Source organism: Micromonospora sp. NPDC000663 (genome assembly GCF_042898105.1).
Classification (GTDB): Bacteria; Actinomycetota; Actinomycetes; order Mycobacteriales; family Micromonosporaceae; genus Micromonospora.
Window position 1 is genome coordinate 1146542 of sequence record NZ_JBIAYR010000001.1, and the last position, 25478, is coordinate 1172019.

Consider the following 25478-nt stretch of genomic DNA (forward strand, 5'->3'; position numbering starts at 1 on the left):
CGTTCGGTTTCGGCAGCATCGCGTACGCCGCGCTTGTCCGCAACGCCGGCCGGCGCGGACGGCGAGAGACGATTGTTGCCGGCCGGCACTAGGTTGTCGGTGGTCAGCAGCGAGGAGGCCGGGGATGCGGGTACTGGTGGTGGAGGACGAGCGCAACCTCGCCGACGCGATCGCGCGTGGGTTGCGCAAGCGGGGGATGGCAGTCGACGTGGCGTACGACGGCGACGCCGGCCACGAGGCGGCGTTCGTCACCAGGTACGACGTGGTGGTGCTGGACCGCGACCTGCCGGGCGTGCACGGTGACCAGATCTGCGCCGACCTGGCCGCCTCCGGCGCGCTGACCCGGGTGCTGATGCTCACCGCGAGCGGCACCGTCGCCGACCGGGTGGAGGGGTTGCAGCTCGGGGCCGACGACTACCTGCCCAAGCCGTTCGCGTTCGACGAGCTGGTCGCCCGGGTCCAGGCGCTGGGCCGACGGGCCACCCCGGCGGCACCGCCGGTGCTCGAACTGGCCGACCTGGTGCTCGACCCGGCCCGCCGGGTGGCGACCCGCGCCGGTGTGCCGGTCGACCTCACCAACAAGGAGTTCGGGGTGCTCAGCGAACTGCTCAAGGCGCGCGGGGCGGTGGTCTCCAGCGAGGAACTGCTGGAACGCGTGTGGGACGCCAACACGGATCCGTTCACCACAATCGTCCGGGTCACCGTGATGACACTGCGCAAGAAGCTCGGCGATCCGCCGCTGATCGAGACGGTGGTCGGCGCGGGCTACCGCACGGCCGAGGTGAACGCGTGAGCCGCCGCCCCCTGCGGCCCACCCTGCGGCTGCGGCTGACCCTGCTCAACGGGGTCCTGCTGATCGGTGCGGGGGCGATCCTCGTGCTGCTGGCCTGGCTGCTGGTCCGCGACGCGCTGCGACCCACCGACGAGCTGCTGCCCGGCACGACAGTGGTGCTCTCCGACGGCAGGTCGCTGGACGCGGCCCAGTGGCAGCGGCAACTGGTCGACTCCGCCTCCGGGGAGCTGCTGGCCAAGGGCCTCGTCGCGCTCCTGGCGATCAGCGTGGTCGGGGTGGCCGGGGCGTACGCGGTGGCCGGTCGGGCGCTGCGCCCGCTGCACCAGGTCACCGCCACCGCGCAACGGCTCGGCGAGGCGACGCTGGACCAGCGGATCGGCTACTCGGGCGCCGACGACGAGGTGGCCGAGCTGGCCAAGACGTTCGACGCCATGCTGGACCGGATCGCGTCGGCGTTCGAGGCGCAGAAACGGTTCGTGGCGAACGCCTCGCACGAGCTGCGGACCCCGCTCGCCGTGATGCGGACCGAAATCGACGTGACGCTCAGCGACGACGACGCGGACGCCGCCGAGTACCGCCGGATGGCCACAGTGGTCCGCGACGCGTCCGAGCGGGCCAACGGCCTGGTGGACGCCTTGCTGGTGCTGGCGCGCAGCGAGGCGCAGGCCGGGCGGCAGTTGGGCAGGCGTACCGAGTGCGACCTGGCCGCCGGCACCGCCAACGCGTTGTCGGCGATGCGCCGCGAGGTGGAGCGGATCGGCCTGCGGGTGCAGACGTCGCTGGAGTCCGCGCCCGTGGTCGGCGACCCGGGGCTGCTCGACCGGCTGGCCGGCAACCTCATCGAGAACGCGGTCCGCTACAACCACCTGCACGGCCGGCTCTGGGTGCGTACCGGAACCGACGGCGAGCGCTCCTGGCTGGTGGTCGGCAACACGGGCTTCGAGGTGGACCAGGCCGACGTGCCGGGGCTGTTCGAGCCGTTCCGGCGCGGCGGCCGGGAACGCACCGGCGCCCGCGGCTCCGGCCTGGGGCTCTCCATCGTCCGGGCGGTCTGCACGGCGCACGGCGGCACGGTACGGGTGATCGCGCAGCAGGGAGGGGGACTGGAGGTGACGGTCACCCTGCCGTCGGCGGACGCCCCGGTGGTGACCGCCGCCGGCTGAACGGTACGGGTCGGGCGGTGCTCGCCGACCCGGAGGGCAACGAGTTCTGCGTCGTACGCAGCGCCGGGGAGCGTGTCGACACCACCACTGTGGAGGACCATCTGTGAGTTCGACGATCCACAACATCAGCATCGACTGTTCCGACACGTACGCACTGGCCGGTTTCTGGGCGCAGGTCTTCGACTGCCCCCGGCAGCCCGACGACTTTCCCGGTGACCCGGAGGCGATGCTCCTGCCGCCGGGGGGCCCGGAGGTGCTGTTCATCGCCGTACCCGAGGGCAAGACGGTGAAGAACCGGCTGCACCTGGACCTGCAACCCGCCGACCGCACCCGGGCCGAGGAGGTCGAGCGCCTGCTCGGCATCGGCGCGACGATCGTCGACGACCAGACCCAGCCGGACGGCACCGGCTGGGTGGTGCTCGCCGACCCGGAGGGCAACGAGTTCTGCGTGCTGCGCAGCGCGGCCGAGCGGGCGGCGACGACTGACGCCTAGCCTCCGCCACCCCGTCGTTCTCATGATCGACGGGGTGGCGGGACGCGCGCCAGGTGCTGTTAGATGAGCGGCCACAACAGGCTGAAGGGTGTGTGGCAGATGGACACGACGGCGACGGAGCCGGTGCAGGCGTATCTCACCGCGACCGGGGAGCGGCTGCGGGCCGACGGCTGCGAGGTCCGGATCGAGGACTGGGGTGGCACGCCGGTGCTGATCGGCTACCGGGGCGACTTCAAGATGCGCTGGATGGCCACCAAGCTGCACCTGTTCACCATCGCCGCGCCGGCTACGCGGGTCACGGCCGCCTCCCTGGAAACGTTCAGCACCTCGGCCATGGACTACGTGCTGGCCCGCAAGGGGCAGCTGCGCGGCTTCCAGAACGGGGTGGCGGTGTTCCCCGCCCTGGTGGGCACCGAGATCGAGCCGGCCGCCGCGGCATGGGCGCAGGAGAAGCAGCGGTTGCGGTTCGCGGCGCTGTCCCGGCCGGTGACGGTGGACGCCCGCACCGGCGCGGCCGCCGCCTTCCGGGGCAACCCGGGCCTGGGCTTCATCTACGCGGCCCACCTGCGCAAGAAGCTGAACGCGTACTTCCCGGTGGCCTGACGGTCGCCGTACGGCACGGGGCCCCAGCCACCCGAGGGTGGACGGGGCCCCGGTCGTCACCGGTCAGGAGCGCTGTTCGATCTGGCCCCGGATCGTGGTGAACTCGGCCTTCACCTGCGCGGCGGTCTTGAAGTACACGACCACCAGGCCGACGCTGCCCCGGTCGGCCCAGACGCAGACGCCCAGCGGCACGCCCTCGGCCTTGCCGTCGCCGCAGCGCGCTTCACCACCGAGCGGGCCCGGCTCGACCGGCGCCATGTTTGTCACGGCCAGCTCGCTGGAGAGCCCGGTCACCGCCTCGTCCAGTTCCTTCTTCGGGTCGGCCATCACGCCGGACACCGCGGTGATCATGATGAGGTCCTGCTTGGCCGGGTCGCCGTAGAACGCGCCGACGGTGCTCGTCTCGTTCTGCACCTCGGACTTCATGTCGGTGACCATCTGGTCGGCGACAGCCTGCAGCTGCGGGTCGGTGTTCTTCGCCCGGCCGGCGAGGGTGGCCGGCGCGACGACCCGGGTCTTGGTGGCGTCGACGACGTCGCCGACCTCGTCCTTGACCGCGAACCAGGTGATGGCGGCGCCGCCGAGGCAGAGCACCAGCACCACGGCCAGCACGATCAGGATGATCTTGCCGACCTTCGACTTCTTCGCCGGCGGCGGGCCGACGGGGGCGCTCGGGTCGCCGTACGGCTGCCCCGGCTGGGGAGCCGGGAGGCTCTGCTGCTGCGGCACCCCCGGCTGGGAGGAGGAGTAAGGGGAATCGTTCGGCGGGCCGTAGGGGGTGGCCGGCGGCTGGGACATTCGGTCAGCTCCAGGTTCGGGTGGCAAAGCGGGTGATCTTAACCCGACCACGACCTCGCGCGTTGTCCCCGACGAGAGCCGAAAAGGGTCGCGGTGGCCGGCCGTCCACGAGGGACGGTCCGACCACCGCGACGGTGGAGCTACGAACGGTCAGGCGGGCAGGCTCGCCGCCCCGCGCGGCAGGAACCGCTTACCGGTGACCCGCTCGGACGTGCCGGTCCGGTCAAGGTACGGCGTGACGCCGCCCAGGTGGAACGGCCAACCCGCGCCGAGGATCATGCACAGGTCGATGTCCTGCGCCTCGGCGACCACGCCCTCGTCCAGCATCAGCCGGATCTCCTGCGCGAGCGCGTCGAGCGCGTTCTGGCGGACCTGCTCCTCGGTGAGCGGCTGGTCGCCGACCACGAGCAGCTTCGCGACCTCGTCGTTGACCTGGTCGTCGACAACGATCGGCTGGCCCGAGTCGGCGATCCGCTTGAGGTTCTCGCTGACGCCGAACCGGTCCGGGAACGCCGCGTGCAGGGTGCCGCCCACGTGGTACGCCACGGCCGGTCCGACCAGCTGGAGCAGGGCGAGCGGGCGCATCGGCAGGCCCAGCGGGTCCAGTGCGCTGTTCGCCACGTCCAGCGGGGTGCCCGCGTCGACAGCGGCGAAGACGGTCCCGAGGAAGCGGGTGAGCAGCCGGTTCACCACGAACGCCGGGGCGTCCTTGACCAGCACGCTCGACTTCTTCAGCTGCTTGCCCACGGCGAACGCGGTGGCCAGGGTGGCGTCGTCGGTCCGCTCGCCCCGGACGATCTCCAGCAGCGGCAGCACCGCCACCGGGTTGAAGAAGTGGAAGCCGACCACCCGCTCCGGGTGCTCCAGCTCCGCGGCCATCTCCGTGATGGAGAGCGAGCTGGTGTTGGTGGCGAGCACGGCCTCCGGGGAGACGATCTTCTCCAGCTCGGCCCAGACCTGCTTCTTGACGCCCAGGTCCTCGAAGACCGCCTCGATGACGAAGTCGGCGTCCGCGAAGGCGCTCTTGTCGACAGTGCCGCTGACCAGGCCGTACAGCTTGGCGGCGGTGTTCTTGTCCATCCGGCCCTTGGTGACGGCCTTCTCGATCTGGGTGTGCACGTAGCCGACGCCCTTGTCCACGCGGGACTGGTCGAGGTCGGTCATCACCACCGGCACCTGGAGGCGACGGGCGAACAGCAACGCCAGCTGGCTGGCCATCAGGCCGGCGCCGACGATGCCGACCTTGGTGATCGTGCGGGCCAGGCCCTTGTCCGGTGCGCCGGCCGGCCGCTTGGCCCGCCGCTGCACCAGGTCGAAGGCGTACAGGCCGCTGCGCAGCTCCTCGGAGAAGACCAGGTCCGCGAGGGCCTCGTCCTCGGCGGCGGTGCCGGCGGCGAAGTCGCCGTCCTTCGCCGTCTCCAGCAGGTCCAGCGCCCGGTACGCGGCCGGAACCGCGCCGTGCAGCCGCTGGTTCAGCGTCTCCCGGGCGAAGTAGAGCACGCCCGCCCACATGTCCCTGTCGACCTCGGGCCGGGTCACGGTGACCTGGCCGCGCACCACACCCGCGGCCCACTCCAGCGACCGCTCCAGGAAGTCGGCCGGCTCCAGCAGCACGTCCGCGATGCCCAGCTCGGCGGCCTGCTTCGGCTTGAGCATCTTGTTCTGCATCAGCGGGTTCTGGATGATCACCTGGGTGGCGGCGGGGATGCCGATCAGGTTCGGCAGCAGCTGGGTGCCGCCCCAGCCGGGCACCAGACCGAGGGAGACCTCGGGCAGGGCCAGAGCCGCCGCGCCGCCGGAGAGCGTCCGGTAGTGGCAGTGCAGCGCCAGCTCCAGGCCGCCGCCCATCGCCGCGCCGTTGACGAACGCGAACGTGGGCACGGTGCTGTCCTTGAGCCGGGCGAACACCCGGTGACCGAGCCGGCCGATCTCCAGTGCCTGCTCGCGGTCGGCGAGCTGCGGCAGCCCGACGATGTCCGCGCCCACGCAGAAGATGTACGGCTTGCCGGTGACCGCGATGAACGCCGGGTCGGCGGCGAGCGCGGCGGTGATCGCCTCGTCCAGGCTGGTCAGCCCGGCCGGGCCGAAGGTGTTCGGCTTGGTGTGGTCGAAGCCGTTGTCCAGGGTGATCAGGGCGGCGGGTCGGTCCAGCCCCGGCACGTTCACCTGGCGCAGCAGCGCCCTGGTGACCACCTCGTTCGGTGCGGCGAGTGCGCTCACTTGTTGCCACCCTCCCAGTGCGGGTTCTCCCAGATCACGGTGCCGCCCATGCCGATGCCGATGCACATGGCGGTCACGCCGTAGCGGACCTCGGGGTGCTCGGCGAACTGGCGGGCCAGCTGGGTCATCAGCCGCACGCCCGACGAGGCGAGGGGGTGCCCGATGGCGATGGCGCCGCCCCAGGGGTTGACCCGCGGGTCGTCGTCGGCGATGCCGAAGTGGTCGAGGAAGGCGAGCACCTGCACGGCGAATGCCTCGTTCAGCTCGAACAGGCCAATGTCGTCGATGCTGAGCCCGGCGAGGCGCAGTGCCTTCTCCGTCGACGGGATCGGCCCGACGCCCATCACCTCGGGCTCCACGCCGACGAAACCGAACGACACCAGCCGCATGGCGATCGGCAGGCCCAGCTCGCGGGCGGTGGCCTCGTCGGCGAGCAGGCTCGCCGTCGCGCCGTCGTTCAGGCCGGCCGCGTTGCCCGCGGTGACCTTGCCGTGCGGGCGGAACGGGGTCTTGAGGGTGGCGAGCTTCTCCATCGAGGTGTCCCGGGGAGCCTCGTCCACAGTGGCCAGACCCCAGCCGCCCTCGGCGTCGCGGATCGACATCGGGACCAGGTCGTCCTGGAGCTTGCCGTTGGCGTACGCCTTCGCGGTCTTCTGCTGCGAGGCGAGCGCGAACGCGTCGGTGCGCTCCTTGGTGATGTGCGGGACCAGGTCGTGCAGGTTCTCCGCGGTGGCGCCCATGACCAGCGCGGACGGGTCGACCAGCTTCTCCGCGACGATGCGCGGGTTGGGGTCGACGCCCTCACCCATCGGGTGACGGCCCATGTGCTCGACACCGCCGGCGATGGCGACGTCGTACGCGCCCATGGCGATGCCGCTGGCAACCGTGGTCACGGCGGTCATCGCGCCGGCGCACATCCGGTCGATGGCGAAGCCGGGAACGGTCTTGGGCAGCCCGGAGAGCAGCGCCGCGGTGCGGCCGATGGTGAGGCCCTGGTCGCCGATCTGGGTGGTGGCCGCGACGGCGACCTCCTCGACCCGCTCCGGCGGCAGCTGCGGGTTGCGACGCAACAGCTCACGGATACAGCGGATCACCAGGTCGTCGGCGCGGGTGTTGGCGTACATGCCACCCGCCTTGCCGAACGGGGTACGGACGCCGTCGACGAAGACGACATCCCGAACTTCACGGGGCACTAGAGCCTCCTAATCGACCACGGCAGGTTCCCCCCGAATGCTACTCGCCAGTAACCAACCCCGTCCCGACCCCCCGCTGTGGCCCACCCCACAGTGGCGTCAGGGGACGGTAGGCGGCTGAGTGGGGGAGAGGGCCTCGGTCAGGTCGGTGACGAGCAGATCGATCTGCCACTCGCGGGCGTTGAAACCGCGCAGGGTCTCCGCCACCGTTTCCTCGGTGAGCTCCTCCGGCGGCGTCCACGCCAGCCGCCGGACCGAGTCCGGGGTGATCAGGTTTTCCGGAGGCAGGTTGTGCTGCGTGGCGATGCGGACCACCACCTCGCGGCAGCGGGCGAGCCGACCGGCCGCCACCGGATCCCGCTCGGCCCACCGGTGCGGCGGAGGTGGACCCTCGACCGCCGGGGTGACCGGCAGCGCGTCGTCCGGCAGCTGCCGCGCGTCGTCGAGGGCGGCCAACCAGGTACGGGCCAGCCGACGCACCGACCGCCCGCCGAAACCGGGAAGCGTCAGCAGCGTCTTCTCGTCCTTCGGGTCCAACTCGGCGGCGGCGATGATCGCCGAGTCGGGCAGCACCCGACCGGGCGCCGAGTCCCGTCGGGCCGCGATCTGGTCCCGGGCGTACCACATCGAGCGCACCCGGGCCTGCGCCCGCGCCCCGCGTACGCGGTGGATGCCCGAGGTACGCCGCCACGGCTCCGCCCGGACCCGGGGCGGACGCGCGCCGGTGCGCACCAGCGCCGCGAACTCCTCGGCGGCCCACGCCGACTTGCCCTGCCTGGCCAACTCGGCGGCCAGCGCGTCACGCAGGTCGGTGAGCAGCTCCACGTCGAGCGCCGCGTACGTCAACCACGACTCCGGCAGCGGCCGGCTCGACCAGTCGGCCGCCGAATGGTGCTTCTCCAGGGTGAAACCGAGCAGCTGCTCGGTCAGCGCGGCCAGGCCGACCCGCTCGAATCCAGCCAGCCGAGCGGCCAGTTCCGTGTCGAACAGACGGCGCGGGCGCAACCCCACCTCGGCGAGGCAGGGCAGATCCTGGCTCGCCGCGTGCAGCACCCACTCGGCGTCGCCGATCGCCGCGTCCAGCGTGCTGAGGTCGGGCAGCGGCAGCGGGTCGATCAGCGCCGTGCCGGAGCCGGCCCGGCGGAGCTGGACCAGGTACGCGCGCTGGCTGTAGCGATACCCCGATGCCCGTTCGGCGTCCAGGGCGACCGGGCCGGTGCCGGCCGCGAAACGGGCCACGACCTCGGCAAGCTCGGCCGGCGCGGCCACCGGATCGGGGGTGCCGTCACGCGGGGCGATCAGCGGAACGGGCCCACCGTTGGTCGGGTCGGTTCCCTCGCCCGCCGGCTGCGGCTGGGCCGACGGCGGGTCCTGGGGGACGTTTCCCGGAAGGTCTTCGGCGGGCCGACGGCGCAGGGGTGGTTCGTCGGTCACCTGTCAACCCTAGTGCGCGCGATGATCCGGCGGGTGCAGCCGGTCCGGCGTGTGTCGGTCAGGTGTCCACAAGGTGTCCTTCTCCGATGCCGGACATCGGGGGAGACAAAGCCCGTTCGCGCAGGTACGTTCCATCGGGCCGCTGAGCCGTGGAACGCGTGACACGCGGGTCGATGGCGGCACGGGGAGACCACGGAAGGGCAAGACGATCATGACGGCTGGCTTCGGTTCGGCTGACGGACGACCGGCGGGTGCCGACCCGGACGGCGTGAGCGTGCCGACCCCCCGTACCGGCTGGGCCGCCCCACCCGCCGCCGGCCAGTGGGGCAACCCGCCGGCGCCGCCGAGTGGTGGTGCGTACCCGCAGCCCAGCGCCCCACCGTTCGCCACCCCGAGCTACCCCGCGCAGCCCGGCCACCCCGCGCAGCCCGGTTACCCGGCGCAGCCCGGTTACCCGGCGCAGCCCGGTTACCCGGCGCAGCCCGGTTGGCCGGCTGCCGCGCCGCCGCCGGCTCCGGGGAGGAAGCGTCGCCGCTGGCCGGCCGTGCTCGCCACGCTGCTCGTCGTCGCGCTGGCGGCGGTGGCCGGGGTGCAGGCGTACCAGCTCGACCGCCTCGGCGACCGGCTCGCCGACACCGACCGACGGTTGGCCCAGGCCCAGGACGGCGACGGCACCCGCCTCGACGGCCTGGAGAAGCGCGCCGAGGCGCTGGAGAAGCAGGCAGGCGCCGCGTTCAACCCGGAGGCGGTGGCCAGTGCCGTGCTGCCCAGCGTGTTCCGGGTCCGGGCCGGCCAGTTCACCGGCACCGCGTTCGCGGTCGGCAAGCCGGCCGCCGGGGGCGGGACGAACCTGTTCACCAACTTCCACGTGGTCGAGGCAATCTGGAACGGCGGCGGCCGCCAGGTCTTCCTGGAACGCACCGACCAGCGTTTCCCGGCGACCATCGTCAAGGTCGACAAGACCAACGACGTGGCCCACCTGCGCACCACAGGCAAGTTCACGGGCCTCGTCACGGCCCCCGCCGCCGTGAAGTCCGGCCAGCAGATCGTCGTCGTCGGCGCTCCGCTCGGCCTGGAGGACAGCGTCACCACAGGCGTGGTGAGCGCCCTGCGCTCCGCGTCGGGAAGCTCCGGGCCGGCCATCCAGTTCGACGCCCCGATCAACCCGGGCAACTCCGGCGGGCCGGTGATCAACGGCAGCAAGCAGGTGGTCGGCATCGCCACCGCCAAGGCCCGCGACGCCGAGGGCATCGGGCTCGCCGTACCCATCAAGGTCGCCTGCGACGGCTTCAAGATCTGCTGATCCACGGCCCGGCCTCGTCGCCGGCCCCGCTGCACCGCCCACGGCCGCACCTGCCGCTCTCGATCCCGGCCGGGTCCCCGGACCCGGGCGCTCCCGCCGCTGTACCCGGTCCGCCGCGCCCACCGCGTGCGGCCCGCTCACCTGGAGGAACAGACATGTCCCAGCCACCGACCGGGCCGGACGGGCTTTCGCCGGCCACCCCGACGCCGCCCAGCGGCGACCCTACCGTCCAGTACCGGGCCGGCGGTGAGCCGACGGTCCGCTACCCGGCCGGCCAGCCGGTGCCCCAGCAGTACACGCCGGGCCAGCCCGCGCCGCAGTACCCGACGCCGCAGTACGGCGCCCCGCAGGCCGCGCCGGGACAGCACAGCGCCCCGCCCGCGCAGTACGGCGCCCCGCCGGCGCAGCACAGCGCTCCGCCGGCCCCGTCCGGCTACCCGGCCAGCGCCCCGCCGTACGCCGGGCAGGTCTCCGGACCGCCGGTCTCCGGGCCGGCGTACGGGCAGCCGATGTCGGCCCCGCCCGCGATGCCGCCGTACGGCCCGCCGAAGGCCGGTCGGAGCCGCACGGTGCTGGTGCTGGCCGTGGTGGCCGCCCTGCTCTTCGTCGTCAGCGGGGTGATGACCGGGCTGTTCGTGACCAAGAACAGCGAGCTGAACCGGACCGAGAAGCGCCTCACCGGTCAGGTCAGTCAGCGTGACGGCACCATCGCGGCCAACACCACCGAGATCAGCAAGCTGAAGACCGACCTCCAGACGATGCAGGACAAGCTCGACAACACCGAGCAGGACCTGACCGGCACCCGTAACGACCGTGACGAGCAGGCCCGGCAGAAGAAGGTCATCGCGAGCTGCCTGGACAAGCTGACCACCGCGCTCGGCGCGGCGGCGGCCGGTAACAAGGGCGCGTACGACGCCGCCATGAAGGGCCTCGACAAGGTCTGCGACGAGGCCGAGAACTACCTCTGACTGTCGCGCCGCCCGCCGCCGCCGGTGTTCAGGCGGTGGCGGCGGGGCGGCGGTCGGACAGGGCGGTCACCCCGGGTGGGGGCAGGCCGGCCGTCGAGGCCAGCAGCGCGCACCAGCCGAGCAGGTGAGGGGCCAAATCGTCGTCGAGAGGCGTCCACGACGCGCGGATCTCGATGTCACCCGCGGTCGGCGGGCCGGCCAGGTCACCGAACCGGGTCGACATGGTCTGGGTGACGGTCCCGCCGATCGCCCGGTGGGCGGCGTCGTGCGCGTCCAGCGCGTCGGTGAGCCACGTCCAGCCGACCCCGGGCAGCAGCGGGTCGGCGGCCAGGTCGACCTCCAGCTCGGCGGTCACATAGGTGACCAGCCGCAGGGTGCCCTGCCACGCCTCGTGCCCGACCGGGTCGTGCAGCAGGATCAGCCGCCCGGTGGCCACCTCGTCGCCGTCGCGCAGCACTGCCGCGGCGAGCGCGAACGTGTACGGGGCGAGGCGCTGGGGCGCTCCGACCTCCTCGAGGGTGATCTCCGGCCGGGGCGCCGCGGACCGCAGCCCGGCGACCGCGCGGGCGAAGGTCTCCGGGAGCGCGAGCGGGGGGGCCATGTCGGCAGCCTATGCCGCCGCCGGTCACCCGCTTCGACGGCGCGCCGACGCCCGGAGCCGTTGGGAAGGTGTCTTTCCTTTCACCCCCGGCGGGCTGGGGGTGGGGGGCGTGGCACGATTGCGGCGATGACCACGCAAGCCACGGGCACTGCCGCCCGAGACGGAGACCCACGCCCCGGCGGACCAGCCGACTCGCCCTTCATCCGGGCCTGTCGTCGCCGCCCCGGCCCGCACACGCCCGTCTGGTTCATGCGCCAGGCCGGCCGCTCCCTGCCGGAGTACCGGGAGATCCGGGCGAGCGTGCCGATGCTGGAGTCCTGCCGTCGTCCGGAGCTGGTCACCGAGATCACCCTCCAGCCGGTACGCCGCCACGGCGTGGACGCGGCAATCCTGTTCAGCGACATCGTGGTGCCTGTCGCCGCGGCCGGCATCGACCTGGACATCGTGCCGGGCACCGGCCCCGTCGTCGCCGAGCCGATCCGTACCGCCGCCGACGTCGAGCGGATCCGCCCGATCACCCGCGACGACGTCCCGTACGTCGACGAGGCCGTCCGGCAGTTGGTGGTCGAGCTGGGCGACACCCCGCTCATCGGGTTCGCGGGCGCGCCGTTCACCCTGGCCAGCTACCTGGTCGAGGGCGGGCCGTCGCGGACCCACGCCAAGACCAAGGCCCTGATGTACGGCGATCCGGAGCTGTGGCACGCGCTCTGCGGCCGGCTGGCCGAGGTGACGCTTGCGTTCCTGCGGGTGCAGATCGAGGCCGGGGTCTCCGCCGTGCAGCTGTTCGACTCGTGGGCCGGCGCGCTCTCCGAGGCGGACTACCGCCGCTACGTGCTGCCGCACTCGGCCGCCGTGCTGAGCGGGCTGGCCCATGCGGGGGTGCCGCGGATCCACTTCGGGGTGGGCACCGCCGAGCTGCTCGGCGCGATGGGTGAGGCCGGCGCGGACGTGGTGGGCGTCGACTGGCGTACCCCGCTGGACGTGGCCACCGGCCGGATCGGCCCGGACAAGGCGGTTCAGGGCAACCTGGACCCGGCCGTGCTGCTCGCGCCGTGGCCTGTGGTGGAGGCCGAGGTGCGCCGGATCCTGGAGCAGGGCCGCGCCGCGCCCGGGCACGTGTTCAACCTCGGTCACGGCGTGCTGCCGGAGACCGACCCGGACGTGTTGACCCGGGTGGTCGCGCTTGTGCACGAGCTCTCCAGCCGCCGGGCCGACCGGGGCTGAGCAGCGATGCGGCAGCCCTGGCGGGTGGCGGTGGTCGGTGGCGGGATCGCCGGGTTGGCCGCCGCGGTCCGGTTGCGTGACCGCGCCCCCGAGGGCACCGAGATCACCGTGTACGAGCAGTCCGGCGCGCTGGGCGGCAAGCTGCGCACCGGCGCGTTGGCCGGTGCGCCTGTCGAGTTCGGCGCCGAGTCGTTCCTGATGCGGGATCCCACAGGCGCCGAGAGCGCGGCGGTGACGCTGGCCCGCCGGCTGGGGCTGGCCGAGAAGATCGTGCACCCCACCGTCGGGCAGGCCGCGCTCGTCGTCGACGGAGGGCTGCGCCCCGTCCCGGGCGGCACCCTGGTGGGCGTACCCGGTGATCTGGACCGGGTGGCCACTGTCGCCCGGCCGGCCGCGGACGCCGACACCGACGACGGCCGGCCGCTCGTCGGGCCCGACGCGGACGTCTCGGTGGGCGCTCTGGTCCGGTCCCGCTTCGGCGACGAGGTCGTCGACCGGCTTGTCGACCCGATGCTCGGCGGCGTGTACGCGGGCCGCGCCGACGATCTGTCCCTGGTCACGACGATGCCGGCGCTGGCACGTGCCGCGCGGGTGGAGCACACCCTCGTCGGCGCGGTCCGGGCCGCGCAGGCCGCCGCGCCGCGCGCGCCCGGCGCCCCGGTCTTCGGCACCCTGGCCGGCGGGCTGAGCACCCTCGTCGAGGCGGCGGTGACGGCGAGCGGCGCGACGGTACGGCGCGACGCCGCCGTGCGCGAGGTGACAGCGACCGCCACTGGCTGGCGTCTCACGGTCGGCCCGACCCGTGACCCTGAGCTGGTGGACGTGGACGCCGTGGTGCTGGCGGTGCCGGCGCGACCGGCGGCACGGCTGCTGGCCGGTCCGGCGCCGGAGGTGGCGGCGGGCGTCGGTGAGCTGGACTACGCGAGCGTCGCGTTGGTCACCCTGGCGTTGCCGCAGCCGCGACTGCCCGAGCTGTCCGGCTTCCTGGTGCCCAGCACCGAGGGTCTGCTGATCAAGGCGGCGACGTTCTTCACCACCAAGTGGGGGCACCTGCGCCGGCCGGACGGGCTGGCGATGGTGCGCGCCTCGGTGGGCCGCTACGGCGAGGAGGCGCAGCTCCAGCGCCCGGACGCGGACTTGGCGGCCACCGTGCACCGGGAGTTGTCGGCGGTGCTGGGCACCCCGCTGCCCGCCCCGGTCGACGGGCACGTGCAGCGGTGGGGCGGCGCACTGCCGCAGTACACCCCGGGGCACGCCGACCGGGTCACGGCGGCGCGGACGGCGCTGCGGGCCACGCACCCCACAGTGGTCCTCGCCGGCGCCGGCTACGACGGCGTCGGCATCCCGGTCTGCGTCCGCTCCGGCGAGACGGCGGCCGACGAGATCATCACAGCACTGGGAGGATCGGCGAGATGACCGAGCAGACCAACGCGGCCCGGTTGCGGGAGCTGAACGACAGCATCCGCTACACGATGTGGTCGGTGTTCCGGGCCAGCGGCCCGCTGCCGTCGCTGCGGGACAACGTCACAGGCGAGGTCGAGTCCCTCTTCGAGGAGCTGGCCGGCAAGGACGTGGTGGTCCGGGGCGTGTACGACGTCGCCGGCCTGCGCGCCGACGCGGACGTGATGATCTGGTGGCACTCCGCGTCCAGCGACGCTCTCCAGGACGCGTACCTGCGGTTCCGCCGCACCACCCTCGGTCGGGCGCTGACCCCCGTGTGGTCGCAGATGGCGCTGCACCGGCCGGCGGAGTTCAACAAGAGCCACATCCCGGCGTTCCTGGCCGGCGAGGAGGCCCGCCCCTACATCTGCGTGTACCCGTTCGTCCGCTCCTACGAGTGGTACCTGCTGCCCGACGCCGAGCGGCGGGAGATGCTCGCCGAGCACGGGAAAATGGCCCGCGGCTACCCGGACGTACGGGCCAACACAGTCGCCTCGTTCGCGCTGGGCGACTACGAGTGGATGCTCGCCTTCGAGGCCGACGAGCTGCACCGGATCGTGGGCCTGATGCGGGACCTGCGCGCGTCCGGCGCCCGCCGGCACGTCCGCGAGGAGGTCCCGTTCTACACGGGACGCCGCCGCTCGGTCGCCGAGATCGTCAACTGCCTGGTCTGATCCCCGCCGTCCGGCGCCGCACCCCCGCCCGGGTGCGGCGCCGGACGGGGATCAACTGGTCGTCGTGCAGGAGACCAGCGGAACCGGGTTGCTGCCGTTCCACGAGCCGAGGAAACCGAATGTGGTGCTCGCTCCGGCGGCAAGTGTGCCGTTGTGGCTGGCGTTGCGGGCGGTGACCTGCGTGCCGTTGGTGCTGATCGTGGCGTTCCACGACGAGGCGATCTGCTGGCCGTCGTTGTAGTTCCAGCTCACCGACCAGCCGCGGGCGGATGAACCGCCGGCGGTGACCTTCACGTCCGCCTGGAAGCCACCGGCCCACTGGCCGGTGATCTGGTACGTCGCCGTGCACGCGCCGGCCGGCGGCGGCGTGGTGGGCGGAGGAGTGGTGGGCGGCGGCGTGGTGGGCGGCGGGGTCGTCGGCGGCGGCGTGGTGGGCGGCGGGGTGGTCGAGCCTCCACCGAAGTCCACGTCACTGCACAGGTAGTACGACTGGTCCAGGTGGCTGGCCTGCCAGACGGTGTAGACGATGTGCCGTCCGGTGCGTCCCGGTGCGCTCACCGGGATCTGGATGGAGACACCACCGGTGTCCGGGTTCCACTGCGAGGCGGGTGTGTTGCCGATCTGGCCCGCCAACTCCAGGTTGCCCCAGCCCAGCGGTTGGGTGGCCGAGTTGAAGCCCTGCTTGGTCACGTACACCCGGATGTAGTCCGCGCCATGACTGGCCTGGTCGAAGAAGCGCAGCCGGAAGTTGTTCGACACCGACGTGGTCTTCCAGGCGCCGACGGTGTCCAGCGCGTTGTAGCGGGGGCTCTGGGTGCGTCCGCCGCTGCACAGCTGGCCGTCGGGGACGGCGGCCTGGTGGTTGCCCGCGACGCCCTCCCGGAACAGGCCGTTCCAGTTCCACATGGCGGCCGGGTCGGCCTGCCAGGCCTGCCAGCACATCGGGTCCTCGGTGGCCATCCGCGGATTCTGGAAGTCGCCGCCCCAGCGTTGCCAGCAGCTGTAGTTGCGCGAGGGCGGGTCGACGACCGAGCCGTGCGCCGAGGCGGACTGGCCGAGCACGACGGTGATCGCGGTGGTCAGCAGAAGCGTGGCGGCCGCCGCGACGGCGAGCGGCCGGAACACGCGTGGTGATCGGGCGAGAGTGGACATGGAGCCCCCGGGGGGATGAGGTACGGACGACGATGCCCGAACTGCCGGGAGATGCCCGCTCCCGTGCCTACTCGCTGGCTCCCGCGATGGCGCTACCCGGCACCATGCCAGGCTGATCGTCAGACGTCAATGGCTTCTCGCCGCATCGGGGTGTGCGGGATGCCGTCCTCGACGTACTCCGGGCCGCTGACCGCGAAGCCGTGCCTGGCGTAGAACGCGACCAGGTGCGACTGCGCCTCCAGCACGCACGGTCGGTTGCCCACCACCTCCAGCGCCGCCGTCATCAGCCGGCCGGCGTGCCCGCCGCCACGGGTCGCCGGGGCCACCACCACGCGGCCGATCCGGGCGGTGCCGGCCGGGTCGGCGAGGATCCGCAGGTACGCCAGCGGCGCGTCGCCGTCGGTCAGCCAGAGGTGCCGGGTGCCCGGCTCCACGTCCCGCCCGTCGAGTTCCGGGTACGGGCAGTTCTGCTCCACCACGAACACGTCGATGCGCAGTTTGAGCAGGTCGTGGAAGGTACGGGCGTTCAGGTCGGCGAAGGAGGCCGTGTGGATCTCGGTGGTCTGCTGGGGCACCCACCGATGGTAGGCCGGACCCGTTCACCGGGAGCCCGCCCGGGTCGGTGCCAGGTAGGTGGCGGCCACGGCGGTGAGCAGCAGGACGCCGCCGACGATGACCGGCAGCGGGAGCGGCTCGCGCAGCAGCGCCACCGCCAGCGCCGCCGCGGTGAGCGGTTCGAGCAGGGTCAGCACAGCGGCGACGCTGCCCGGCGTGGTGCGCAGGCCCGCGTAGAACAGCGCGTACGCCACGGCGGTGGTGACCACGCCGAGGTGCAGCAGCAGCGCCAGGGTGTCGGGGCGGACCGGGACGGCGACGCCGGCGACCAGGGCCAGCGGCAGCAGGGTCAGCGCGCCGACCACCGTGGAGATGGTGGTGAGCGCCATCGGAGCGGCGCGCTGCGACACGTGCCCGCTGATCAGGGTCGTGACCGCGTACCCGAGACCGGACCCGGCGGCCGCGAGCAGGCCGAGCAGCGGCGCGGGCGCCGCGGCGGTGGGGTCCGCTGTCGCCCCGGTGATCAGGGCGAGGCCGGCCACCGCGGTGACGAGCGTCGCGAGGCGCAGCGGGTCGGGGATCCGGCGGGTCCGCAGCGACTCCCAGGTGGCGGCGAGCACCGGTGCCAGGCCCAGGCTGACAACTGTTGCCACGCTGACCCCGGCGAGCGCCACGGCCGCGAAGTAGAGCGCCTGGTAGAGGCCGAGGCCGGCACCGGTGAGCAGCAGCGGTACGGGTGCCGCGCGCAGGGCGGCCACGATGGCGCCGAGTCGACCCGCGGTGCACGCCAGCAGGACGAGCGCGGCGATGGCGAGGCGGTGGAAGCCGATGCTCACCGGGCTGAGCCCGGTGCCCTCGCGCAGGAGTTGCACAGCCACGCCTGTGGTGCCCCACAGCACTCCGGTGACGGTGATCTGGATGAGGCCCGTGCGGGCGTGGCGGGTGGCCGGCGCCGCTGTGACCGGGCGCGCGGTACGGGAGGTGGACACGGATGCGCTCCGAAGGGTGAGCCGTTGACGGGGACGACGTCGACGGAGCGCGTACGGCATGGCGGCCGGGCGGGTCAGTCACCCGCTCGGCTGAGGCGCCGCGCTCCGTTCAGGAGCGCGGCGGGGGCAGGACGCCCGTGAATGGCCGCATCGGACGACCGTACCGCAGGGGTGTCGCTCAGGCGGGGCGCGCGCCCACGGCGTCGCGGATCTCGGCGCCCTCGGCCCCCTCGACGGTGCGGGCGCAGTGCCCGCAGCAGAAGAAGCGGCCGTTGACCTCGACGCCGTGCCCGACGATCTTGATCTGGCAGTGCTCGCAGATGGGTGCCATCCGGTGGATCGCACACTCGAAGGAGTCGAAGACGTGCACGTCGCCGCTGACGGTGCGCACCTCGAACGCCATCCAGTAGTCGTTGCCGCAGACCTCGCACGTTGCCATCGGAACCCCCCGTATCAGGACATGTCTCTCCAGATTTCCTCAGGGTGGTGCCCGGGTGGGGCGAAATGTCGGTGTCCGGGCCGGCCGGCGGCGTGTCGGTGCCGGCGTGTCGTCCGTTGTGCCCGGTGAACCGCCGCAACTCCCGGAGGATCACAGTGATCAAGCGCAACAGGCTCTTCGGCAACCAGACCCGGGTCACCTTCTGCCTGCCCCGGGACACCCCGCCCGGCCCGGTGAGCGTGGTGGGTTGCTTCAACGAGTGGGAGCCCGGCCGGCACGAGCTGGTGGCACGCCGTGACGGCACCCGGACGGTGACGGTGAAGCTCCCGCCGGGGGAGTACCGCTTCCGCTATCTCGCCGAGGGCGGCGTCTGGCTGGACGACGAGTCGGCCGACGAGGTCGACGACCGGGGCGGCCTGCTCCGACTCTGACGGGAAAACTCGTCACCATCGATGTATTTATCGATCGGGCTCTTTACTGTTAACAAAGTTTAAATTACGTTGAGGGCACCTCACCACCACCTGGAGAAGGAGCTGCCCGATGCGTCGAAGAATCACCGTCCCGCTGGTGGCGGCGGGTGCCGTCGCCGCCACTCTCACCGTCGCCGCCCCCGCACAGGCACACGGCTACGTCTCCGCCCCACCGAGCCGGCAGGCGCTCTGCGCGCAGGGCCGGGTGCCCGACTGCGGGCAGATCAAGTACGAGCCGCAGAGCGTCGAGGGCCCCAAGGGCCTCAAGAGCTGCAACGCCGGCATCGCCCAGTTCGCCGTCCTCAACGACGACAACCGCGGCTGGCCGGCCACCTCCGTCGGCTCCTCGCTGACCTTCACCTGGGTCAACACCGCCCGGCACGCCACCAGCAACTGGGAGTACTGGATCGGCAACACCCGCGTCGGCGTGGTCAACGGCAACGGGCAGCAGCCGGGCGCGACCGTCTCGCACGCGGTCAACCTGGGCGGCTTCTCCGGCCGGCAGAAGATCCTCGCGGTGTGGAACATCTCCGACACCGCGAACGCCTTCTACTCCTGCATCGACGTCCAGATCGGCGGCGGCGGGTCGAACCCGACCCCCACCCCGACGCCGACGGCCTCACCCACCCCGCGACCCACGCCGACCACCACGCCGACGAGCCCGCCCGCGCCGGGTGGCAGTTGGACGACCGGCCGGGCGTACCAGGTCGGCGACCAGGTCACCTACGGCGGGCTCACGTACCGCTGCCGGCAGGCGCACACCGCCATCCCCGGCTGGGAGCCGCCGAACGTCCCGGCGCTCTGGCTTCAGGTCTGACCGCACGGGTGCGGCCCGACGGTCGCACCCGTGCCGCCACCTCCCGCGTGATCGGAGCACCGGCATGCCGCGTACCCCACTCGTGTCGCTGCTCGCGGCGGTGCTGCTCACCGGCGGCTGCGCCGGGCCACCGACGCCGCTCGGGCCACCCGCGTCCCCGACCGCGTCGGCGGCGGCCGGGGACGCGGCCGCCGCCGACGAGATGAGCGGGATGGACGTGGTGTTCCTCGGCACGATGGTCGGCCACAGCGAACGCACCCTGCAGATCGTCCGGGCGGCCCGCGACCGGGTGCGCGACGACACCCTGCGGACCCTCGCCGCCGCCATCGAGGCCACCGAGGGCGACGAGTTGGCCGACATGCGCGGGTGGCTGCCCACCGACGGGCCGGGCGCCAGCGCCGCCGCGCACCACCACGAGGGGCACGGCGACGACGCCGCGCTGGAGCGGCTGCGGGCCGCGCCGGACGCCGACGTCGACCGGGTGCTGCGCGACGTGCTCGCCGACCACCAGCGGGCCGCGGCCGACCTGGCCCGCGCCCAGGTCGGCGTCGGCCGCAGCGAACGAGTCCGCGACCTGGCGCGGCGGATCGAGCAGTCCCGGACCGCGGAGGTCGAGCTGCTCAGGGGGTACGGCGCTCAGGTCAGCGAGGCTCCAGGCGGACCGAGATCGAGTTGACGCAGTGCCGGGTGTCCTTCGGGGTGAAGCCCTCGCCGTGGAACACGTGCCCGAGGTGGCTGTCGCAGCGGGCGCAGCGGATCTCCGTACGCGCCATGCCGAGGCTGCGGTCCTCGATCTCCTTCACCCGGCCGGGGATGGCGTCGTCGAAGCTCGGCCACCCGCAGTGCGAGTCGAACTTCGTGTCGCTGGAGAAGAGTTCCAGACCGCAGGCACGGCAGTGGTAGACGCCCTGGGTCTTGGTGTCCACGTACTCGCCGGTCCACGGGCGTTCGGTGCCGGCCTCCCGCAGGACGTGGAACTCCTCGGGGGTCAACCGGACCCGCCACTCGTCCTCGGTGCGGGGCAGCTCGTTGTCGTCAAGACTCACCCGTCCACGGTACGTCGAACGTCGGGGGCGTGGCATATGGTCGCGAGATGGCGGGCACCAAGGCGACGGTCACCGAGATCGAGGTGGCCGGGCACAGCGTACGGCTGACCAGTCCGGACCGGGTGATCTTCCCCCAGCGGGGGTTCACCAAGGCGGACGTCTTCCACTACTACCTCGCGGTCGGCGACGGGATCATGCGCGCCCTGCGGGACCGGCCCACCACGCTGCAACGGTTCCCCGAGGGCGTCGAGGGTGAGGCGTTCTTCCAGAAGCGGGTGCCCACCCGGGGCGTTCCGCCGTGGGTGACGACCGCCCAGATCACCTTCCCGAGCGGCCGCACCGCCGCGGAACTCTGCCCGGCCGACCTGGCGCACGTCGCGTGGGCCGCGCAGATGGGCACCATCGTGTTCCACCCCTGGCCGGTACGCGCCGCCGACCCCGACCGCCCCGACGAGCTGCGCATCGACCTCGACCCGCAGCCCGGCACCGACTTCGCCGACGCGGCCCGGGCCGCCGGTGAAGTCCGCGCCGTCCTCGACGAGCTGGGCGCGACCGGCTGGCCGAAGACCTCCGGTGGCCGGGGCGTGCACGTCTACCTGCGCATCCAGCCCCGCTGGACGTTCACCGAGGTGCGCCGCGCCACCATCGCGCTGGCCCGGGAGGTGGAACGCCGCACCCCCGACCTGGTCACCACCGCCTGGTGGAAGGAGGAGCGCGGCACCCGCGTCTTCGTGGACTTCAACCAGATGGCCCGGGACCGGACGATCGCCTGCGCGTACTCGCTGCGGGCCAACAGCCGGGCCACCGTCTCCACCCCGGTCACCTGGGACGAGCTGCCCGACGTCGACCCGGACGACTTCGACCTGCGTACCGTCCCGGCCCGGCTCGCCGAGCGCGGCGACCCGCACGCCGGCATCGACGACGCCCCGTGGGACATCACGCCCCTGCTGGAGTGGGCCGACCGCGACGCCGCCGCCGGCCAGGGCGACCTGCCGTACCCGCCCGACCACCCGAAGATGCCCGGCGAGCCCAAGCGCGTGCAGCCCAGCCGCGCCAAGCGCACCGACGACTGACCGTTTCGGCTCAGGCACCTGGCCGGGCGGTCCACGCCAGGAACCTGGCGAACAGCTCCTGCGGGTCCGGCGTCGGGCTCGGGTGGAGTCGGCACAGGTCTGCGGTGGCGTCGAACAGCTGGCTGGCCATGTAGACCGACAGCGCCACCCGGTCCGCCCGGTACTCGATGCGCAGCAACATGCGCGCCGGCGGACACGGCCAGGCGGCCGCACACACCTTGCACAGCCACAGCGGGCGCATCGGAAGGTGCGGGAGGACAGCCCTGCGCTGCCGGAGATGGGCCGGCTGCTCGTTCGACGGCATTCCCCGATAGTGCGCTTTACACTGTTGTCTCTGTCAACGACCTCCGTAGTTGTCGCAGTGAGCGGACAGCGCCGCTGTCATCGTCAATGCGTGGACCTGGTTGGCGTAGCGGAGATCCGGGTGATGCTCGGGAACGTGTCGCGGCAACGCGCCTCGGTGATCGCCAATCAACGGAACTTCCCGGAGCCGGTCGCCGTCCTGGCGATGGGGAAGGTCTGGCGGAAGTCGGACGTCGAGGCCTGGATCAAGAAGCACCGACCGGAGTCGGCGAGCGGTTGATCTGACGCGCCTCGCGCGGCCGAAGATTGTCGTACACACGTTCTAAAGTGTGGGCGTGATCGATGAGTTGGCGCGGGCCGAGAGCGCGGTGGCGAGCTGCACCGACGCCGCCGTGTGGGCGCTCTCCGAGCACGATCTGATCGCGGTGCTCGACGCCACGCACCGGCTCCAGCAGCGGCTGGCGGCGGTGCGGTTGGCGGTCGTCCGGGAGGTGGACGGTCGGGGCGTCGCGGTCACGCAGGGTGCCTCGTCGACGGTCGTGTGGCTGCGCGACCGCCTGCGGCTCGACATGCCCGCCGCCCGTCGGCTGGTCAATCTCGCCGCCTCGCTCGACGCCGCCCCGACCGCCGTCCGTCACGCCCTGGCCGCTGGCGCGGTGAGCGTGGAGCAGGCAGGGGTCATCGCCGACACGGCCGCCACGGTCTCGGCGTCCGCCGGTGCCGAGGTCGCCGACAAGGCGGTCGGCGTGCTGGTCGGGTGGGCCGGGCAGTTCGAGCCGACCCTGCTGCGCCGGATGGGCACCCGGATCCTCGACCACGTCGCACCCGACCTCGCCGACGCCGTCGCGGCGGCGGCCCTGGCCGCCGAGGCTGGCCGGGCCACCCGTGACCGGCACGTCACGATCTCCGAGCAGACCGACGGGCGGCTCCGGCTCAGCGGCACGCTCGACGCGGAGGCCGCCGCGCTGCTGCGCGCCGTCATCGACCCGCTCAGCGCGCCCGCCGGTCCCGACGACACCCGCTTCGCCGGGCAGCGCCGCCACGACGCTCTCGCCGACGTGTGCCGGCTCGCCCTGCGCACCGGCGAGCTCCCCGAGAACGGCGGCGATCCCGCCCAGCTCGTCATCACCGCCGGCTACGACGGGCTGACCCGACAGCTCGGTGCCGGCGCCCTCGACACCGGTCTGCGGCTCACCCCCGACACGGTGCGCCAGCTCGCCTGCGACGCCGCCATCCTGCCCGCCGTGCTCGGCGGCGCCGGCCTACCACTCGACGTCGGCAGGCAGCGCCGCCTCGTCACCGGCCCGCTGCGCCGTGCCCTGGTGTTACGCGACGGCGGTTGCGCGTTTCCCGGGTGCGACCGCCCGCCGCGCTGGTGCGCCGCCCACCACATCCGGCACTGGGCCGACGGCGGCCCGACAAGCCTCGACAATGCCGTGCTGCTCTGCGGTCACCACCACCGCCACATCCACCAGAGCGACTGGGCCGTCCGGCTCGGTGGCGACGGGCACCCGGAGTTCGTACCGCCGGTCTGGCTCGACCCGGCGCGGGTCCCGCGCCGCAACCACTACCACAGTCGAACGTAGGCCTACGGCGGCCGTCACCACCGCTCGGTGAGGTGTTCGCGGCCCGGCGGCGGGTCGTAGGGCGCGGGCCAGTAGTCGACGATCCGGCTGATCAGTCCACTGTGGGACACCTCGATCCAGACGCACGCGTCCAGCTGCTCGGCGCCGACCCGGACGTCGAGCCACAGGGCGGCCATCCGGTCGTCCGCAACCAGCCGCCGCACCCGCAGATGCCAGTCGCCGGGATAGTCGATGGTGAACCGCAGGAACGCGTCCCGGCCACGGATGCGCTCCCGGGTCTGCGGCATCTCGTAGACGACGTCGTCGGTGAGCAGGCCGGCCAACCCGGGCCAGTCCCGGCCCTCCAGGCGATCGACGTACTCGTGCGCGGTCTGCCGGGTCGCGGCGGTGTTGTCCACGGCGACGGACGCTACCGCCGGGCACCGACAGTCGATGTCGGACGCGGATCCGAGGCCGAGGGCCGGAAAGCCGGGGTGGGGGGGGAGTCGGGGCCGGGGTGCGGGGCCGGCGGCCGGGGGCGGGGCGGAGGCCGGGGCCACGGTGGCCCGGTCGGGGCGTTCTGTCGGGGTGCGCGGTTAACCTGCCGGGCATGGGCAGCGCGGAGCTGGAAGAGCTGATTGTCGCGGACGCCACCGCGTTGCGCGAGTGGTTGTCGACTCACCACGGCACGTCGCCCGGGGTCTGGCTCGCACTGACCCGCAAGGGCGGCACGGTCACGACGTTGACCTGGCAGCAGGCGGTCGACGAGGGCCTGTGCTTCGGCTGGATCGACGGGCAGGCCCGCAAACGCGATCTGGAGAGTTCCTGGATCCGGTTCACCCCTCGCCGGTCCCGTAGTTCCTGGTCCCGGCGCAACGTCGAGCACGTGGCCCGGCTGGAGGCGCAGGGGCTGATGCAGCCCTCCGGCCGCGCCGCAGTGGAAGCCGCGAAGGCGGACGGACGCTGGGCGGCGGCGTACGCTCCGCCGTCCGAGGCCGAGGTGCCTGACGACCTGCTCGCCGCCATCGCCGCCGAACCGGCCGCCCAGGCCATGTTCGACGTGCTCACCAGAACCAACCGGTTCGCCCTCATCCACCGCCTCAACGCTGTGAAGCGGGCGCAGACCCGCGAGCGGAAGATCGTCGAGTTCGTCGCCATGCTGGCCCGCCACGAGACGATCTACCCGCAGAAGACCAGACCGACAACCGAGGCAACCGATTGACTTTCGATAACTAACGAGCGAAACTCGATGCATGGTTACAGAGCATCGAGCGGTAGCCGCTCTCCGAGTTTTCCTCCTGGTGCTGTTCGGGGTCCTGGTCATGTTCCAGGTCTTCTCGCTGCCCGGGCAGTTCGCGCACATGGCCCGGGAGTCGCCGGAGGACGCCTACCTCCGCTGGCCGGCCACCATCGTGACGGTGTTCTGGGTGTTGTGCGTCCAGGTGGTGATCGTGGCGACCTGGCAGCTGCTCAACCTCGTCAAGAACGACCGCATCTTCACGGAGGCGTCCCTGAAGTGGGTGGACGCGATCGTGTGGGCAATCGCCGCCGCGTGGGCGGTCCTCGTGGGTGTCTTCCTCTACGTCGGGTTCAACGCGAGTGACCCAGGGCTGCCGCTCCTGCTGTTCCTGCTCACCGTGGGTGTCACCGTGCTGGGGCTCCTCATGGTGGTGATGCGCGCGCTGCTGCGGCAGGCCACCACGCTGCGCACCGACATGGAAGCGGTGATCTGATGCCCATCGTCGTCCGCATCGATGTCGAACTGGCCAAGCGCAAGATGAGCGTCGGCGAGTTCGCCGAGCGGGTCGGGCTCACCCCGGCCAACGTCGCGGTACTGAAGAACGGCCGCGCCAAGGCGGTGCGCTTCAGCACCCTGGAAGCCATGTGCCGGGTGCTCGACTGCCAGCCCGGAGACCTGCTCGAGTGGGTCGAGGAGGAAACCCCATGAGGTACGTCATCGCCATCCTCGCCGTCGCCCTCGGTGTCGCCGCCGTCGTGCTCGGGGGAGCCGACGACTCGCCGGGCCTCCAGCTCATCGGCGCGGTGCTCGTCGTGGGCGCGGTGGCGTTCGCCGTACGGGCGGCGCGCCGCGGGAGCTGACGACGCTCGGCGCACCCGGAATAACGATCATGTAACGGGCGCGAACCTTTCCCCGTAGATGG

At 72.6% G+C, this 25478-nt stretch carries 31 protein-coding genes; 19 read left to right on the forward strand and 12 right to left on the reverse strand.

Features of this window, described 5'->3' with window-relative positions; all coding sequences use genetic code 11:
- The first annotated feature begins 124 nt into the window (after nt 1-124).
- From ACFY1S_RS05485 to ACFY1S_RS05500, 4 genes are all read left to right on the forward strand, one after another.
- A complete protein-coding gene (locus ACFY1S_RS05485; protein WP_238648938.1) occupies nt 125-793 on the forward strand; it encodes a response regulator transcription factor in 669 nt (222 codons plus the stop codon).
- Entirely contained in the window at nt 790-1956 is a 1167-nt protein-coding gene (locus tag ACFY1S_RS05490) for a sensor histidine kinase (RefSeq protein WP_387113102.1), read from the forward strand. Before ACFY1S_RS05485 ends, ACFY1S_RS05490 begins: the two co-directional genes overlap by 4 nt.
- Nucleotides 1957-2059: 103 nt before the next feature.
- Nucleotides 2060-2449, forward strand: coding sequence for a VOC family protein (locus tag ACFY1S_RS05495; RefSeq protein WP_387113104.1), 390 nt, complete (start codon nt 2060-2062; stop codon nt 2447-2449).
- Nucleotides 2450-2512: 63 nt separating this feature from the next.
- Entirely contained in the window at nt 2513-3052 is a 540-nt protein-coding gene (locus ACFY1S_RS05500) for a levansucrase (protein ID WP_387113106.1), read from the forward strand.
- 63 nt (nt 3053-3115) lie between these two features.
- Here ACFY1S_RS05500 and ACFY1S_RS05505 read toward each other — a convergent pair whose 3' ends face one another.
- The 4 genes from ACFY1S_RS05505 to ACFY1S_RS05520 all read right to left on the reverse strand — a co-directional run bounded on the left by ACFY1S_RS05505 (nt 3116) and on the right by ACFY1S_RS05520 (nt 8697).
- A complete protein-coding gene (locus ACFY1S_RS05505; protein WP_387113108.1) occupies nt 3116-3850 on the reverse strand; it encodes a hypothetical protein in 735 nt (244 codons plus the stop codon).
- Between the two features lie 150 nt (nt 3851-4000).
- A complete protein-coding gene (locus ACFY1S_RS05510; protein WP_387113110.1) occupies nt 4001-6070 on the reverse strand; it encodes a 3-hydroxyacyl-CoA dehydrogenase NAD-binding domain-containing protein in 2070 nt (689 codons plus the stop codon).
- Nucleotides 6067-7263 carry a thiolase family protein gene (locus ACFY1S_RS05515; RefSeq protein ID WP_364366307.1) on the reverse strand — a complete coding sequence of 399 codons (1197 nt, stop codon included), beginning with the start codon at nt 7261-7263 and terminating at the stop codon, nt 6067-6069. Before ACFY1S_RS05515 ends, ACFY1S_RS05510 begins: the two co-directional genes overlap by 4 nt.
- A 99-nt stretch (nt 7264-7362) precedes the next feature.
- Nucleotides 7363-8697, reverse strand: a complete 1335-nt coding sequence (locus ACFY1S_RS05520) for a ribonuclease D (RefSeq protein WP_387113112.1) — start codon at nt 8695-8697, stop codon at nt 7363-7365.
- A 211-nt stretch (nt 8698-8908) separates the two neighbouring features.
- Here ACFY1S_RS05520 and ACFY1S_RS05525 point away from each other — a divergent pair, with 211 nt between their 5' ends.
- Nucleotides 8909-10000 (forward strand): trypsin-like peptidase domain-containing protein, encoded by a 1092-nt coding sequence (locus ACFY1S_RS05525; protein WP_387113114.1) that lies wholly within the window; start codon nt 8909-8911, stop codon nt 9998-10000.
- Nucleotides 10001-10155: 155 nt separating this feature from the next.
- The gene (locus tag ACFY1S_RS05530; RefSeq protein WP_387113116.1) at nt 10156-10968 is read left to right on the forward strand and encodes a hypothetical protein; all 813 of its coding nucleotides are present in this window, start codon (nt 10156-10158) and stop codon (nt 10966-10968) included.
- Nucleotides 10969-10996: 28 nt separating this feature from the next.
- On the opposite strand, the gene ACFY1S_RS05535 is transcribed toward ACFY1S_RS05530, so the two are convergent.
- Nucleotides 10997-11569: a DUF3000 domain-containing protein gene (locus tag ACFY1S_RS05535; protein WP_387113118.1), complete on the reverse strand. Its 573-nt coding sequence runs from the start codon at nt 11567-11569 to the stop codon at nt 10997-10999.
- 126 nt (nt 11570-11695) lie between these two features.
- Here ACFY1S_RS05535 and hemE point away from each other — a divergent pair, with 126 nt between their 5' ends.
- The 3 genes from hemE to hemQ are packed head-to-tail and all read left to right on the forward strand — an operon-like array spanning nt 11696 to nt 14907.
- Nucleotides 11696-12793 (forward strand): uroporphyrinogen decarboxylase, encoded by a 1098-nt coding sequence (gene hemE, locus ACFY1S_RS05540; protein ID WP_387113120.1) that lies wholly within the window; start codon nt 11696-11698, stop codon nt 12791-12793.
- 6 nt (nt 12794-12799) lie between these two features.
- On the forward strand, nt 12800-14209 hold the full coding sequence (hemG, locus tag ACFY1S_RS05545; protein WP_387113122.1) for a protoporphyrinogen oxidase: 1410 nt from the start codon (nt 12800-12802) through the stop codon (nt 14207-14209).
- The gene (gene hemQ, locus ACFY1S_RS05550; protein WP_387113124.1) at nt 14206-14907 is read left to right on the forward strand and encodes a hydrogen peroxide-dependent heme synthase; all 702 of its coding nucleotides are present in this window, start codon (nt 14206-14208) and stop codon (nt 14905-14907) included. The genes hemG and hemQ overlap by 4 nt, the downstream gene beginning before the upstream one ends.
- Nucleotides 14908-14958: 51 nt before the next feature.
- On the opposite strand, the gene ACFY1S_RS05555 is transcribed toward hemQ, so the two are convergent.
- From ACFY1S_RS05555 to ACFY1S_RS05570, 4 genes are all read right to left on the reverse strand, one after another.
- Nucleotides 14959-16059, reverse strand: a complete 1101-nt coding sequence (locus ACFY1S_RS05555) for a lytic polysaccharide monooxygenase (protein ID WP_387113126.1) — start codon at nt 16057-16059, stop codon at nt 14959-14961.
- A gap of 119 nt (nt 16060-16178) precedes the next feature.
- A complete protein-coding gene (locus ACFY1S_RS05560) occupies nt 16179-16634 on the reverse strand; it encodes a GNAT family N-acetyltransferase (RefSeq protein ID WP_387113128.1) in 456 nt (151 codons plus the stop codon).
- A gap of 24 nt (nt 16635-16658) precedes the next feature.
- Nucleotides 16659-17603: a DMT family transporter gene (locus ACFY1S_RS05565; RefSeq protein ID WP_387113130.1), complete on the reverse strand. Its 945-nt coding sequence runs from the start codon at nt 17601-17603 to the stop codon at nt 16659-16661.
- Nucleotides 17604-17781: 178 nt separating this feature from the next.
- A complete protein-coding gene (locus ACFY1S_RS05570) occupies nt 17782-18042 on the reverse strand; it encodes a Prokaryotic metallothionein (RefSeq protein ID WP_357987085.1) in 261 nt (86 codons plus the stop codon).
- Nucleotides 18043-18197: 155 nt separating this feature from the next.
- Here ACFY1S_RS05570 and ACFY1S_RS05575 point away from each other — a divergent pair, with 155 nt between their 5' ends.
- From ACFY1S_RS05575 to ACFY1S_RS05585, 3 genes are all read left to right on the forward strand, one after another.
- Nucleotides 18198-18473 carry an isoamylase early set domain-containing protein gene (locus ACFY1S_RS05575; protein WP_387113133.1) on the forward strand — a complete coding sequence of 92 codons (276 nt, stop codon included), beginning with the start codon at nt 18198-18200 and terminating at the stop codon, nt 18471-18473.
- A gap of 109 nt (nt 18474-18582) precedes the next feature.
- The gene (locus ACFY1S_RS05580; protein ID WP_387113135.1) at nt 18583-19329 is read left to right on the forward strand and encodes a lytic polysaccharide monooxygenase; all 747 of its coding nucleotides are present in this window, start codon (nt 18583-18585) and stop codon (nt 19327-19329) included.
- A gap of 64 nt (nt 19330-19393) precedes the next feature.
- Entirely contained in the window at nt 19394-20005 is a 612-nt protein-coding gene (locus tag ACFY1S_RS05585) for a DUF305 domain-containing protein (protein WP_387113137.1), read from the forward strand.
- Here the strand turns inward: ACFY1S_RS05585 and msrB are convergent.
- Complete coding sequence (gene msrB, locus ACFY1S_RS05590; RefSeq protein ID WP_088990835.1) at nt 19971-20375, reverse strand: peptide-methionine (R)-S-oxide reductase MsrB; 405 nt, start codon at nt 20373-20375, stop codon at nt 19971-19973. The genes ACFY1S_RS05585 and msrB overlap by 35 nt on opposite strands.
- 47 nt (nt 20376-20422) lie before the next feature.
- Between msrB and ligD the strand changes: the two genes are divergently transcribed.
- Nucleotides 20423-21448, forward strand: a complete 1026-nt coding sequence (gene ligD, locus ACFY1S_RS05595) for a non-homologous end-joining DNA ligase (protein WP_387113140.1) — start codon at nt 20423-20425, stop codon at nt 21446-21448.
- Between the two features lie 10 nt (nt 21449-21458).
- Here ligD and ACFY1S_RS05600 read toward each other — a convergent pair whose 3' ends face one another.
- Nucleotides 21459-21752 carry a hypothetical protein gene (locus tag ACFY1S_RS05600; protein WP_387113142.1) on the reverse strand — a complete coding sequence of 98 codons (294 nt, stop codon included), beginning with the start codon at nt 21750-21752 and terminating at the stop codon, nt 21459-21461.
- Between the two features lie 90 nt (nt 21753-21842).
- On the opposite strand from ACFY1S_RS05600, the gene ACFY1S_RS05605 reads away from it, so the two are divergent.
- Both ACFY1S_RS05605 and ACFY1S_RS05610 read left to right on the forward strand, forming a co-directional pair.
- A complete protein-coding gene (locus tag ACFY1S_RS05605; RefSeq protein ID WP_364374987.1) occupies nt 21843-22031 on the forward strand; it encodes a hypothetical protein in 189 nt (62 codons plus the stop codon).
- 55 nt (nt 22032-22086) lie between these two features.
- On the forward strand, nt 22087-23337 hold the full coding sequence (locus ACFY1S_RS05610) for a DUF222 domain-containing protein (RefSeq protein ID WP_387113145.1): 1251 nt from the start codon (nt 22087-22089) through the stop codon (nt 23335-23337).
- Between the two features lie 14 nt (nt 23338-23351).
- On the opposite strand, the gene ACFY1S_RS05615 is transcribed toward ACFY1S_RS05610, so the two are convergent.
- Complete coding sequence (locus ACFY1S_RS05615) at nt 23352-23735, reverse strand: nuclear transport factor 2 family protein (protein WP_387113147.1); 384 nt, start codon at nt 23733-23735, stop codon at nt 23352-23354.
- Nucleotides 23736-23926: 191 nt separating this feature from the next.
- On the opposite strand from ACFY1S_RS05615, the gene ACFY1S_RS05620 reads away from it, so the two are divergent.
- From ACFY1S_RS05620 to ACFY1S_RS05635, 4 genes are read left to right on the forward strand one after another with little or no spacing between them, the layout of a single operon-like run.
- On the forward strand, nt 23927-24538 hold the full coding sequence (locus ACFY1S_RS05620; RefSeq protein ID WP_387113149.1) for a YdeI family protein: 612 nt from the start codon (nt 23927-23929) through the stop codon (nt 24536-24538).
- Nucleotides 24539-24569: 31 nt separating this feature from the next.
- Nucleotides 24570-25049 carry a DUF2975 domain-containing protein gene (locus ACFY1S_RS05625; RefSeq protein ID WP_387113151.1) on the forward strand — a complete coding sequence of 160 codons (480 nt, stop codon included), beginning with the start codon at nt 24570-24572 and terminating at the stop codon, nt 25047-25049.
- Nucleotides 25049-25264: a helix-turn-helix transcriptional regulator gene (locus tag ACFY1S_RS05630; RefSeq protein ID WP_030336216.1), complete on the forward strand. Its 216-nt coding sequence runs from the start codon at nt 25049-25051 to the stop codon at nt 25262-25264. Before ACFY1S_RS05625 ends, ACFY1S_RS05630 begins: the two co-directional genes overlap by 1 nt.
- Entirely contained in the window at nt 25261-25416 is a 156-nt protein-coding gene (locus tag ACFY1S_RS05635; protein WP_387113153.1) for a hypothetical protein, read from the forward strand. The genes ACFY1S_RS05630 and ACFY1S_RS05635 overlap by 4 nt, the downstream gene beginning before the upstream one ends.
- Nucleotides 25417-25478: the final 62 nt, after the last annotated feature.

Excerpts from the sequence above, each read along its gene's own strand:
- ACFY1S_RS05485 (WP_238648938.1), top strand. The coding sequence starts at position 125 with ATGCGGGTACTGGTGGTGGAGGACGAGCGCAACCTCGCCGACGCGATC.
- ACFY1S_RS05500 (WP_387113106.1), top strand. The coding sequence starts at position 2,513 with ATGAGCGGCCACAACAGGCTGAAGGGTGTGTGGCAGATGGACACGACG.
- ACFY1S_RS05505 (WP_387113108.1), bottom strand. The coding sequence starts at position 3,850 with ATGTCCCAGCCGCCGGCCACCCCCTACGGCCCGCCGAACGATTCCCCT.
- ACFY1S_RS05525 (WP_387113114.1), top strand. The coding sequence starts at position 8,909 with ATGACGGCTGGCTTCGGTTCGGCTGACGGACGACCGGCGGGTGCCGAC.
- ACFY1S_RS05530 (WP_387113116.1), top strand. The coding sequence starts at position 10,156 with ATGTCCCAGCCACCGACCGGGCCGGACGGGCTTTCGCCGGCCACCCCG.
- ACFY1S_RS05535 (WP_387113118.1), bottom strand. The coding sequence starts at position 11,569 with ATGGCCCCCCCGCTCGCGCTCCCGGAGACCTTCGCCCGCGCGGTCGCC.
- hemE (WP_387113120.1), top strand. The coding sequence starts at position 11,696 with ATGACCACGCAAGCCACGGGCACTGCCGCCCGAGACGGAGACCCACGC.
- hemG (WP_387113122.1), top strand. The coding sequence starts at position 12,800 with ATGCGGCAGCCCTGGCGGGTGGCGGTGGTCGGTGGCGGGATCGCCGGG.
- hemQ (WP_387113124.1), top strand. The coding sequence starts at position 14,206 with ATGACCGAGCAGACCAACGCGGCCCGGTTGCGGGAGCTGAACGACAGC.
- ACFY1S_RS05555 (WP_387113126.1), bottom strand. The coding sequence starts at position 16,059 with ATGTCCACTCTCGCCCGATCACCACGCGTGTTCCGGCCGCTCGCCGTC.
- ACFY1S_RS05570 (WP_357987085.1), bottom strand. The coding sequence starts at position 18,042 with ATGGCAACGTGCGAGGTCTGCGGCAACGACTACTGGATGGCGTTCGAG.
- ACFY1S_RS05580 (WP_387113135.1), top strand. The coding sequence starts at position 18,583 with ATGCGTCGAAGAATCACCGTCCCGCTGGTGGCGGCGGGTGCCGTCGCC.
- ACFY1S_RS05585 (WP_387113137.1), top strand. The coding sequence starts at position 19,394 with ATGCCGCGTACCCCACTCGTGTCGCTGCTCGCGGCGGTGCTGCTCACC.
- ligD (WP_387113140.1), top strand. The coding sequence starts at position 20,423 with ATGGCGGGCACCAAGGCGACGGTCACCGAGATCGAGGTGGCCGGGCAC.
- ACFY1S_RS05600 (WP_387113142.1), bottom strand. The coding sequence starts at position 21,752 with ATGCCGTCGAACGAGCAGCCGGCCCATCTCCGGCAGCGCAGGGCTGTC.
- ACFY1S_RS05620 (WP_387113149.1), top strand. The coding sequence starts at position 23,927 with ATGGGCAGCGCGGAGCTGGAAGAGCTGATTGTCGCGGACGCCACCGCG.
- ACFY1S_RS05625 (WP_387113151.1), top strand. The coding sequence starts at position 24,570 with ATGGTTACAGAGCATCGAGCGGTAGCCGCTCTCCGAGTTTTCCTCCTG.
- ACFY1S_RS05630 (WP_030336216.1), top strand. The coding sequence starts at position 25,049 with ATGCCCATCGTCGTCCGCATCGATGTCGAACTGGCCAAGCGCAAGATG.
- ACFY1S_RS05635 (WP_387113153.1), top strand. The coding sequence starts at position 25,261 with ATGAGGTACGTCATCGCCATCCTCGCCGTCGCCCTCGGTGTCGCCGCC.